The organism is Alicyclobacillus suci (genome assembly GCF_017329615.1).
GTDB lineage: Bacteria > Bacillota > Bacilli > Alicyclobacillales > Alicyclobacillaceae > Alicyclobacillus > Alicyclobacillus suci.
In genome coordinates this window covers 22401-33182 of the sequence record NZ_JAFMTW010000038.1, presented here as the reverse complement: position 1 = coordinate 33182, position 10782 = coordinate 22401, and the positions used below count along the sequence as shown (strand labels likewise).

The 10782-nt window shown below is 45.6% G+C and carries 12 protein-coding genes; 11 read left to right on the top strand and 1 reads right to left on the bottom strand.

From position 1 onward, the window contains the following. Positions 1-54 precede the first annotated feature (54 nt). Entirely contained in the window at positions 55-552 is a 498-nt protein-coding gene (locus tag J3482_RS15445; protein WP_206922679.1) for a hypothetical protein, read from the bottom strand. Positions 553-924: 372 nt separating this feature from the next. Between J3482_RS15445 and J3482_RS15440 the strand changes: the two genes are divergently transcribed. The 11 genes from J3482_RS15440 (at position 925) to J3482_RS15390 (ending at position 10773) form a co-directional block, all read left to right on the top strand. Then, on the top strand, positions 925-1632 hold the full coding sequence (locus J3482_RS15440; RefSeq protein WP_021296033.1) for a hypothetical protein: 708 nt from the start codon (positions 925-927) through the stop codon (positions 1630-1632). A 3-nt stretch (positions 1633-1635) separates the two neighbouring features. After that, positions 1636-2754, top strand: coding sequence for a CpaE/TadZ family protein (locus J3482_RS15435; protein ID WP_206922678.1), 1119 nt, complete (start codon positions 1636-1638; stop codon positions 2752-2754). Continuing rightward, positions 2732-4015 carry an AAA family ATPase gene (locus tag J3482_RS15430; protein WP_206922677.1) on the top strand — a complete coding sequence of 428 codons (1284 nt, stop codon included), beginning with the start codon at positions 2732-2734 and terminating at the stop codon, positions 4013-4015. Before J3482_RS15435 ends, J3482_RS15430 begins: the two co-directional genes overlap by 23 nt. A gap of 3 nt (positions 4016-4018) precedes the next feature. Then, complete coding sequence (locus J3482_RS15425; protein ID WP_021296030.1) at positions 4019-4813, top strand: SAF domain-containing protein; 795 nt, start codon at positions 4019-4021, stop codon at positions 4811-4813. Between the two features lie 19 nt (positions 4814-4832). Continuing rightward, positions 4833-6254: an ATPase, T2SS/T4P/T4SS family gene (locus J3482_RS15420; RefSeq protein WP_206922676.1), complete on the top strand. Its 1422-nt coding sequence runs from the start codon at positions 4833-4835 to the stop codon at positions 6252-6254. Further along, a complete protein-coding gene (locus tag J3482_RS15415; RefSeq protein WP_206922675.1) occupies positions 6251-7132 on the top strand; it encodes a hypothetical protein in 882 nt (293 codons plus the stop codon). The genes J3482_RS15420 and J3482_RS15415 overlap by 4 nt, the downstream gene beginning before the upstream one ends. A gap of 148 nt (positions 7133-7280) precedes the next feature. Beyond that, positions 7281-8108 (top strand): type II secretion system F family protein, encoded by an 828-nt coding sequence (locus J3482_RS21600; protein WP_152498758.1) that lies wholly within the window; start codon positions 7281-7283, stop codon positions 8106-8108. Positions 8109-8296: 188 nt separating this feature from the next. Further along, the gene (locus J3482_RS15405; protein WP_021296026.1) at positions 8297-8545 is read left to right on the top strand and encodes a hypothetical protein; all 249 of its coding nucleotides are present in this window, start codon (positions 8297-8299) and stop codon (positions 8543-8545) included. Positions 8546-8559: 14 nt separating this feature from the next. Then, positions 8560-8988, top strand: a complete 429-nt coding sequence (locus J3482_RS15400; RefSeq protein WP_021296025.1) for a hypothetical protein — start codon at positions 8560-8562, stop codon at positions 8986-8988. Next, positions 8985-10283 carry a hypothetical protein gene (locus J3482_RS15395; RefSeq protein ID WP_021296024.1) on the top strand — a complete coding sequence of 433 codons (1299 nt, stop codon included), beginning with the start codon at positions 8985-8987 and terminating at the stop codon, positions 10281-10283. The genes J3482_RS15400 and J3482_RS15395 overlap by 4 nt, the downstream gene beginning before the upstream one ends. Further along, the gene (locus J3482_RS15390) at positions 10246-10773 is read left to right on the top strand and encodes a hypothetical protein (RefSeq protein WP_021296023.1); all 528 of its coding nucleotides are present in this window, start codon (positions 10246-10248) and stop codon (positions 10771-10773) included. The genes J3482_RS15395 and J3482_RS15390 overlap by 38 nt, the downstream gene beginning before the upstream one ends. Positions 10774-10782 lie beyond the last annotated feature (9 nt).

The following is a 10782-nucleotide window of genomic DNA, read 5'->3' as shown; positions in this document are numbered from 1 at the left end:
TCCAGGACAAATAGAAGAGGAGAGGCGATGTGTAACGTCGTCGGAATTTGTTCTTTAGGATAATGTTGTCGCGTAGTCTGTAACCGGTCCAATGGTAGCTGTATCTATTTCGTCTGTTTCAATCCAACCAGATAATGTCCCTGAGTATTTGGTTCCTGGTTTCAAACCAGAGAATGTGAACTGACCAGATGCAGTTGATTTTATAATCGGACCAGGGCCATCATAATTTTGGGATTGTCCGTTACTCAATGTAACCGTTACATCTTCCCATTCGATCTGCCCCACCGTCGATTTTAATTGCCAGTTAGCATCGATTTGCGTTCTACTACCGCCGTTGAACATAGTTAATGTAGCTGTTCCAGCATCTCCTGTTACAGATGCATCAGATTGAATTCCTGACGATGTTGAAACAGTTACAGGTATCGTTATTTTGGTGGTTACCGTATTTCCTTCAGTTGATTGATTAGATGTTGTATCCGCGAAGACTGGAACAGATGTACTTAAAATAATTGCTAACCCTGAAACAATGCTAACAGTAGTTTTCTTTAGCATTTTAAATAAATCTCCCCTGTTTTATGATTTGTTGGATATATACGGAACCAACTAAGTGATTTATATCATGATGAAAATTAAAATGTTGTCGAAATTTAGGGTTAGAATATTACGAATATAAAATGTGAGATTTTTGGCGTTGATGGTGGACATGACACACTTTCAATTACCGGGTTAATTGTCTCCTATTGATCGATGAGTGAACCCATTTTTTAAGACTTAACGCACACCGTTTACACTTCAGTTCACGTGCTGAAACCAACCTTCTTTATAGCAAGAATAATGTCCCCTCATCACGCATTTGTAGCAAAATTCATTCGTCTCCCATGTCACTCTTGAGTCAGACATTAAGAGAGGAATGGTGTACGACACATGCCGCAATCCAAAACCCCCCTCAATCCGACCTACGGAGAAGCCGATGTTTATTATCGACATGCAAAAGGTGAAAATCTGTTTCTCGTTGGCTCGGAGGAGAATCCTTATAAAGGACCTTGGTTGCGCAAGCAGATCGAGATGTTCACATCGCTTGGCTGGAAATTTCTTGTTCTCGATATGAGTTCCACCGGCATGATGGGGCAACCCCATATTATTGGTGATGGTTGGTCACAAATTGAGAGAAACGCTATACAACAAATCACCTCACCGGTGATCATTCGAACACGTAATCTTACAACTCTACTCAATGCCTTGGACGAAATTTATGTACTCAAAACAGAAATTCCGGCCCTCAAGCACGTTGTCGTAGTTTATCTTGGTGCTAATCGAGCACTGAGTACAGACGACCGCACTGCACTATATGAAGCGCTTAAACGTCTTATGGATCGCAAGCACGGTGTATGGCTCGCTGCGGAACGTTTTCAGGCATTTCCGATGGAACACATGGAATCATTTCATACTCAGATTGTTTTAACGGATGACGAAACAGATATTGAGATTTCCAAGTGGGCGAAGATGTTCCACATTGAGGATCTTGAATCGGTAGATGTCGACGAACAAGAAGCGTTATTCCTTTTTCGCGGTCGAAGCGAGGGTGCACAGCATTTGTATGTTTGTCCACTAACTAACAGAAAGGAATGGTGAACAGTGAAGGTTATCTACGACATCTCAGCCTTGCCAGAAATGAAAGATATAATCGCCCCGCTTGAAGAAAAGCATGGTATACGGCTCGCGAGTCAAAACGAACTTGCACAACAACAAGTAGAGACGTTGAAGGGGCAACGCGCTATATCTAGTGACATGCGATTTGAGGATAAAACAGATGAGTATATCATCCAACAGCTTCAACAGTTTATTCAAATCGGACTGAAAATGTACTACATTGCGGCGGTTCGGGAAACAGACGAGTTTAAAGACGCTCTCTCTAAACTTGGAGTGACGTGTTATTTCATCACGGAACTTACCATCGATGGGGCTCGCAAATGGCTGGACATGGCGTTTGTAGAAGAGGGAGGAGAAAGTACTGACAGCAGTGCCAAAAATCCAGTATTTCAGCACATAAGCCACGTAGCAGTACAACAAAAGGAAGAACGAACTACGGTACCAACAAGGACAATCGTGGTTTCGGGAGCTTCCGGCGCAGGCAGTACGTTTATCGGACTCCAGGTAGCGAAACGACTGTCACAGGCTAATCATGTTAACTATGTGGAAGCAGGTTTACGCCCATGCCTGACAACCTGGTACGGCGTAAGCGATGCAGATGAGGCGAAAGCAACATTATCAGAACCTGTACTTCCAGCCATTGAGGACGGGAACCTGCGCGTCTACACGCGTAACCCTTTTGGAGACGAAGCCATTTCCTTGCGAGCAGTCACGGAAACCATTACGCACATTCCGGGTGTGGCAGTTTATGACATGGCTCTTCAAGACTACCTGGCATCAGTTAATCACTCGTTTGCACAGGAAACAGTTCGAGTACTTGTGACCAATACAGATTTACATCGTTGCAGATACCTTGAAAGTCTTCCGGCAGATATTGTGGTCGTTAATATGGCGCCAACGCGTTTGCCCATTGACGAAGCTGAGTTTGAGGATTACTGGCCAAATGCAAAGGTCGTGTTTGTGCCATACGAGCCTGAGCAATCTCTTGCAGTGGTCCAAGGACAACCGGTGATTCTTCATTCTACGGGTGTTCAAACGGCGATTCGTAAATTGGTGACCCACATAGAAGGGGGAGTAGGGCATGCAGATTCTCTTGTTGGATGATTCAATTCATGCGTCATCTCGAATGAATCAGTTGAAAGGATATAAGGTTGAGCATTGTCGCACCATGCGGGAAGTAGCCGGAATGACCCCTGAACTGGTTATTGTCGATGAAGCAACGACCCCAGAAGCCGTGCGCGAACTGCAAGAATGGGGTCTATCTGTTTGCATGGTTGCTGAGCGCGTCACTGTGTCATTGCGGCGTAAATATCCAATGTTACAGGATATGGTGACAATGAAGAGTCTGCTGTCGTACGTTAAAGATCATGTTTCTACAAACAAAGAGCCAGTTGAGTTAAAAGAGGCGGACCAAGTGGCTGCGACACAAGAGAAGACGGTATCCACATCAAAAGAGGAACATGTGGTAAAAACTGTTGCGATGCCTTCAGTTATTCGCCCACCGGTCAAAGGCGCACACATTCTCGGTTTCTTATCTCTACGCAATTTTGGTGGGGGATCAGGAAAAACGGGTGTACTTTACAATTTCGCAGCGTATGCGGCCGAAGAAGGATGTAAAACGCTTGTTGTGGATTTGGATCCAAAAGGTCTGTTCGGTTATCTCGCAGGTTCGCAACAAGATTTAACGACCCATCACTGGACAAATCTTATGCGACAAAATCCTGAGGGCTTATCCGAACGTGCTGTCTTCGACAATATCGAACTTCATGAAAAGTATGGCTTCTACATGATTACAGCCGCGTCCCGTGAAGAAATGATTCGCCGGGAAGAGTTCCGATGGATTCTTGAGCAAACACGGCCGTACTTCGATCTGATTTTGTTTGACATGCCGTCTACATGGGAAGACACAACACTGGATCTGATGCAAAAGGCGGACAAGTTATACATGTTCGGCCTCTACGACCAAATGCAATACGTCGAGTTTAAGAAATCTATACAGAGTGCAACTCATCCACTCATCGGTGGGACGACCACGGACAAAATGGTCATTATGCTTGGGCGTGCGTATATCGGGAAAAATCGAGAGATTGAAATTGAGGAAGTCCGTAAACAGTTAGGCGTCGAGCATGTATTTTTAATCCCAGAAGACCCGTTATTTCAAAGGTATCGGAATCAGCACAAGGCAATTGTCCTTGAAAAACCGGCTGCGGCTTCAGCTAAAGCAATGGTCCCATGGCTTGAACAGCAACTCGATTTGACTATACCAGTTACGAATCTGCCAGCTCTGTACAAGCCGAAAAAAGGTGTCTTTGAATGGCTTTTTGGCTCAAGTAAACGCAAAACGCCTGTAGGAAAAGAGGTGTAAGGCTTGAAAACCTCTAGTGTTCTTCGCAGCATGGCAGGGCTCGCAATCATCGGTGCAGCGGTGGTTGCGGGTTATGCGGTATATGCAGCACAGAGAACCCAATCGGTTGTAGTTGCAACACGAACCATTCCACCGTTTACCAAAGTGAGTGCTGCCGACGTGACGAAGATACAAATTCCTGTGAAAGCAGTGCAGAAGGACGCGATCTTAAACCCCTCGCAGATTGTTGGACACCTGACGAGTATGACTATTTTGCCTGACGAGCAGGTTCGCCCACAAATGATAAGTTCGAGTAATTCATTACAGGGGCTCGTCAATAACATCACGGGCACATCCAATGTGACGTTTCCTATCTCATACAAACAGGGATCTATGGACCAGTACATTCAGCCTGACACGTATGTGGATTTAGTTGAACAAGGTCAAAACGGGACGACACTACATGCTGATCACGTTCTTGTCCTGAATAATACAGGCTTCGATTCAGTTCCGAATAATCAATCGAACAATCAAAACCAGAATATGACGTTAATCTTGACTTTACCTGAAACAACGTATTTGTCGATGGCACAAAATTTGGCCAATAGTAATGTCCAGGTACTCATGATTAATCAGACCGCATCACAGCAGGGCGATGGACAAGTACAAACCGCGCAGGCCGTTCAAATCACGCCAACTACATCGAATTCATCGACAGCCGTTCAAGCGGCAACGTCTCAAGCCACACAAGGGTTGTCGAATCAGAAACAGGCTGGCACAACGGTTCTTCAGTCACTGCCAAGTTCAAAAACGAAATGAAACCTCGGAGGTGGAACACATGGCAATCGAAAATCCTGAAGAAGTACTGGCTCAAATTCAAAGAAATAGCTCTAGGAGTTTACAACGTGTCGTTGATGAATCAAGAAACATCCGTCAGAACTATCAAGAACGTAAGATTGGTGACGGAAATCTTATGGAGCAGCAGGTGAAAATTTTACTCGATTTCATATACAACAAAGACATTGATTTTCTTCGTCAAGCACCAACGGAGGCGGAGACAAAGGCAAGGCTCGCAAAGGCAATACAGCAAGGTGATGTGGAGCGTTTGGCGGTTAATGTCAGGGATGCAATTGAACAAGTGGCTATTCACATGTATCACCACGGCATTCTGCAACCGCTTATGGACGCAAGCCGTCCCGATGTTACTGACATCTGGGTATTCGGAAAGTATGGGATTATGTATCGCGAATACGGTCAAAATGATTGGTTTGTCAATCAAAGTGGGGAACGTATTCACTTCGAATCTCACGATGAACTGAGACGGTACATCGAAAGAAAGCTTGGAACTGAATATCGCCTCGACCTTTCAGCTGCCTCTACGAATGCAATCTTTCCAGACGGATCGAGATTGATATACAGAGACAAAGCGTGCGGCTTCTCAACATGGATAAATGGCGAGTACGTCCTGTTTCAAAATGAGCCGATTCTTTGTATACGACGATTTGGACGCGCGTTTTCACTCGAAGAACTGATGATGACCGGAATGTTCACTTCACGAATGCGGCTATATTTTGAGTTTCTTGCCCGTATTCGCGAATCATTTCTTATAGGTGGACCAACGGGTGCAGGGAAGAGTACTTTGCAAAACGCCATTATGGAGTACCTTCCTCAAAACGAATTAACTGCAATGCTGGAGGACACACCCGATGCAAAAATTCGAGGCGGTTTCTTTCTGAGATTATACACGCAGGAAGCCAACGGTGAAGACAAAGGCGAGATAACGATTGGGAGAAACCTATTTGACGTAAAGCGTTTGAACTCACAAAACACACTCGTTGGTGAGATGCGCGACGGATTTACAGCAATGCGGGCAAGTGATGTCGCGATGATGACATCGGGCCTGTTTTCGACAACAATACACGCAGAAACAATACGCAAGATGATTAAAGCTTATATCAATATGCTTAAGTCGTCTCCTGATCGACCGAGTGAAGCGTACGCATTTGACCTGTTTGCAACTTGTTTCCAACAGCTAATCAGTGTCGAGCTAGTTCACAATAAGCCGCTTGTCACAGAAATCGGGGAAGTTCTCGGAGCAAATGACAATGGTGTTGATTGGCGTCCAGTCTTCGAGCGCAAGTATAGTTCAAACAAGGTAATCTTCCATGGTCTTTCTGAGCGCATGATTGAACGAGCCTATAAGTATGACGTAGTGATCCCGGAAGAGCTTCTCAGCCCTGGGGAGGAATCAATCGAATGACTGCCGCGGTCGGTGTCTCTATCTTAATCCTGGTTGCTGTTTGGTTACTCGGTGAAGCAAAGAGAACGGAACGCCGGCGAGTTTTGACCCAAACGAGGCAGTTCTTCGGAAACGTCGTCATGCTCGGTAAACGGACGTCGTATTGGCAGCGTTACCTCGACAACTTGCAAACTCAACTTAATCGTATCGGTGTAACGCTACCCGTTCGGAAGTACGGGAAATACGCAATAGTTGGCCTGTTTATGTTGGTTCTGTTCACACACGAAGTTATGCGAATACCGATTACCATTTCATTGACGGTCGCATTCTTACTATTGCTCTTCCCCAGACAAATTGTAGGGGAACTTTCTTCTCGATACGTGGTTAAACTTCGAAAACGCCTTTTGGTGGACGTCATTGAACCAGGGATGCACGTTTTGAAAAGTAGCTCGTTGCACGAGCTGTGTCAAGAAATTGAGCAAGAAGCAAAATCCCCAGTTATTCGTAGGGAATTCCGATACATCAATGAACTCGGGCGGGTTCCTGGGATGGACGTTGGTAAGGCGATGAAAATTCGTGCTCAGACTCTTGGTTTAAAAGAGTTTGAGTTGTTATCTACTGTTACGATTGAAGGCTCTCAGTGGAACGCTCGATTAACGGAAGTTTGGGCTGTCATTCACAAACTTTTATCGGAAAAAGTAAAGACGCAAAACGAAATTGCGGCATCTGTCTCTATGTATCGCATGGTGGCAATGGGACTGTTTTTAGCAGCAGTAGTGGCGGTTGTGTTTGCTTGGCCACTTATGCATGTGCATGGCGTGGCTCAAGTTGGTTTCTTTATTTTACTCGTGAGTTATTTTGTGGGAATTTCACAAGTTGTAAAAACCAAAGAAGTTTAAACTGGAGCGTTTTCGTCACAAATTACGTTACAAAAACGCCCCAGAATAATATTCACAGACAGTGGTCTTCACCACGACTCTAGAATGCTAGCCAGTAACTTGCTAGCAAGATTGTAGCAATGGTGCTAGCAAAAAGTGAAGGGAGGAGGTGATTGAGATTGCTTCGTGCTTAGTAGGTTCCTTAGTTGTCTTAGCCGGGCTTCTCTGGATACTAAGTGGGACTATGGCGCGAAAACAGATTCGGGTAGCAACGACCAGGGCATTCGAACGACCGAGAAAACCATCAGAGACTGAGAATCCACGTACGCCACTCGGACGGTTTCATTCGACGTACGAAAAGTGGCTGCGTCAATCAGGGTCGAAGCGGACACCGATGCAAGTGGAGACTCAGCAGTGGATATTCGGTGTTGTCACAGTCGTGCTGATACACGCTATCACAGGTAAGAATCTAATTTCATTGATTTTTGGTGCCATAGCTTTTGGATATCCCATTTTAGAAATGAGAACGCGCATTCAGCGTGCGAAACGCGATATTCAAAATCAGATTTTTACTGTGATATTGCTATTGAGAATTTATGTTGAAGGCGGCTGTACCAATTTGCAAGCGGTGCGTTTGATTAAACGGCATGTCGAGAATCGTATGCAAGAATTATTTTCGGATGCCGAGCCACTCATGCAACAAGGACTTACGTTCGACGAAGTGATGAACATTCTTGCTGAAGCGTCACCGAGCGAGGAATTAGAAATGGTCGCCGACGAACTTCGACGGACGTCAAAGAGGAAAGCTGACTTATCCAAGAGTCTGACGAACATCCTAGACAACATTACACACCAAGAGCATTTAAGAATGACCAAAGCACAGGCTCGTCATAAGCAAGGTGTGTATATGAGGTTTATGGGATTCTTCATTAGTCCCCTGATCCTCTTAACCATGTGTTACATCTGGGGGATGTTTTCAAATGCACTTCATGTTTAAGAAGTTGCGCGGCAGTCTTGAGGAACTGTCGGGACGCACATGGGTCATGCTGGCCGCCATACTTCTTGTGCTAGTATTTGTTGGCCCACCAGTGATTCAGTTTATTCGAACTTCCACATCGAACTCTGTAAGTACCACATCAAGTCAGCTTAATTTTTATTCGTATACACAATGAGGAGCGTAGAGCCGTGGAAAAACTGCAAGTAGTAAAAGAGTGGAGTAAACGTCAGGCCAAACGTGTAAAAGAGAAGTCTACAAAAATGTCCTTCCGGGGGAGTCTTGAAGAAATTACAGGTCGTGGTTGGATTTTTGTTGTTGTAGTTGTTGGGATCGTAATGTTCATTGGGCCGCAAGTATTCCATCTGGTGCGTGACAACATGTCTTCGAGCGTCAATACAGTCTCATCAAACTTCAATATTTCAGACTACACGGATTAAACGGGCGGTGCCTTATGGATGAAGAATTTTGGACAAAAGTATGGCTCATTGGCCTTTGGATTATTGTCATTTGCGTTGTCTTCGTCTTAGGGCTTCCTTTCGCGCACACGGTGTCCACCATGGACACCGTGTTATTTAATGCTGAGCAGGTAGCAATACAAGGTGGGGATACCCAAACCTTATTGGATATGGCGAACGAGGAAGTTGGCTCAAATTTACCGACGCAGATGAATGGAAGGATATTGTTTGAAAGTGACTACGACATGTTGATAACGACAGACGTAAGTAACGGTGAGGAAACACTGACATTAGTGTATAATCAGCCAATTTTTGCACCGTTTCTGAATTTCATTGGTATGACCGGGCCAACGATCCCACTCAGGTTTAGCCGAACATACATGCTGAGCGCTCAGGATGAAAGTGGGGTGACTTATTTGCAATGATTACCCTAATTACCCGTTGGTGGTGGACAGTTATTACGCTTATTCTCCTACCATTTGTCCTATTTCTTATCCAGTATGCCCATGACGCAGCTCTTGTACAGGATGCAGCAAACAATGGGCGCATGATTGCTGCTGTTACCGCAGACCCATCGAGTCTAACGAACGAGATTGTACAGAACATCTCTGAATCATTACCGACAACACAGGACGGTACAACGTTATTTAATCCAAACACTGACATAGTGACACGATCTCTCAATGCCAATCAGGAGGTGGAGGTATCCGTTACTTACCACATGCCTGTGTTTGGTGGAATAGGGCACTATCTGGGAATAGGTGGAACTATACCGATTACGAGGACTACGATACAAAGCCTGGATTATCCTCAGAACGGGTTAAATGCAGTCCTTCAGTCGGCTCCCCCAAGTTCGGTTAATATATCGAGTGTCTCGCTTCAAGCCGCGGGCACAAACTTCTCCCTTACGGTAAACGGCACCGGTTTTGGGAGTGCCCCAAATGGTGTACCAGGGACAGTAACTGGTACCTTCTTTGTCATTGCAGACGTCACGCAGGGGTGGGACGCAGGTAGTCCGCAAAGTGGACTTGCGGTCACATACGCCTCTTGGAATGACACGCAAATTGAGCTATCGGGAATTCAGAACTACGGTAAGGGGACAGAGCGCATTAACCCCGGCGATGACATGTACGTTACAGTCTCAACGTCAAACGGTTCAAACACATATTACTTTGTTGCTAATACCACAGGAACGACTCAGTATAGTGCGTCGATCTCGGCTAGTAACACCACGCCGTCCATTGGGACCGCTGTAACGATAACAGCATCATCGGGGACACCAGGAGATGGGACAAACGGGATCGGTATATACGATGCAACTACTGGCCAATATCTTATATGGTCTGCAAGCGGTGAAAGCGTGTCTCAGAGCGTAAATAGTGGGTCCTCATCATCGCAAGACTATGTAGCCTACTATGGTCCTCAAGGTCAAATAGCAAACGCTTTGGCCACGAGTGACGATCTAGGAGTCACTTGGGCCAAGACAAGTAGTTCAGGTACAGTTACGGCCGTCATGATGCAAACGAGCGACGGGGCGTACATTATTGACATCTTTGGTCAAAATTTGAGCGGGGCAACCGTGAGTGGCTCGGGTCTCTCCGGTACATCCCAAGTTTCCTCGAATGAAATTCAAGTGAATGCTAATGATTCGAGTGATTCGTCAGGGGAGGTGACATTGGCAAATGGTGAGCAAGTTACTTTCCAGGCTCAAGCTTATTAGACGATTGCGGGGTGATTTGGAGGACTCAACAACATATGTATTATTTGCTATACCGATATCACTTCTTGTGATGTGGTTTATCGTCGATTCTTATAAGCTAGCCCAGGCTCATGCTATTGTGTACGACGCAGCGGAAGCGGCAGCTACAAGTGCCTCGACTCAAGCAAGTTATACGATAGGTACGCAACCTGGTGGAACTGCGTTCACCGACGGTGTAAATCAAGGCCAGGCAACGTCCGTTGCTAACACGACGTTCCAACTAGAATCGCAGAAGCTTGACTTATCAAGCGTGGTGAACATCTCTAATACATCCATCGTATTCCCTTCGGCTGGTCAAGCGTCCTATAGCGTAACGGTGTCTTATGTTCCACAAGGCATATTCGCTGCTCTTGATGTCTTAAACACGCTGTTTAACTCAGGACATATACCACCGTCCACTCCGCCTATTACATGGACTGAGACTGCAATCGCCAACCACAACCAGGATTAGGGGGGACAG

Coding starts and splice junctions, on each gene's coding strand:
- J3482_RS15395 (WP_021296024.1), top strand. CDS start 8,985: ATGATTACCCTAATTACCCGTTGGTGGTGGACAGTTATTACGCTTATT.
- J3482_RS15445 (WP_206922679.1), bottom strand. CDS start 552: ATGCTAAAGAAAACTACTGTTAGCATTGTTTCAGGGTTAGCAATTATT.
- J3482_RS15440 (WP_021296033.1), top strand. CDS start 925: ATGCCGCAATCCAAAACCCCCCTCAATCCGACCTACGGAGAAGCCGAT.
- J3482_RS15390 (WP_021296023.1), top strand. CDS start 10,246: ATGGTGAGCAAGTTACTTTCCAGGCTCAAGCTTATTAGACGATTGCGG.
- J3482_RS15420 (WP_206922676.1), top strand. CDS start 4,833: ATGGCAATCGAAAATCCTGAAGAAGTACTGGCTCAAATTCAAAGAAAT.
- J3482_RS15430 (WP_206922677.1), top strand. CDS start 2,732: ATGCAGATTCTCTTGTTGGATGATTCAATTCATGCGTCATCTCGAATG.
- J3482_RS15415 (WP_206922675.1), top strand. CDS start 6,251: ATGACTGCCGCGGTCGGTGTCTCTATCTTAATCCTGGTTGCTGTTTGG.
- J3482_RS15400 (WP_021296025.1), top strand. CDS start 8,560: ATGGATGAAGAATTTTGGACAAAAGTATGGCTCATTGGCCTTTGGATT.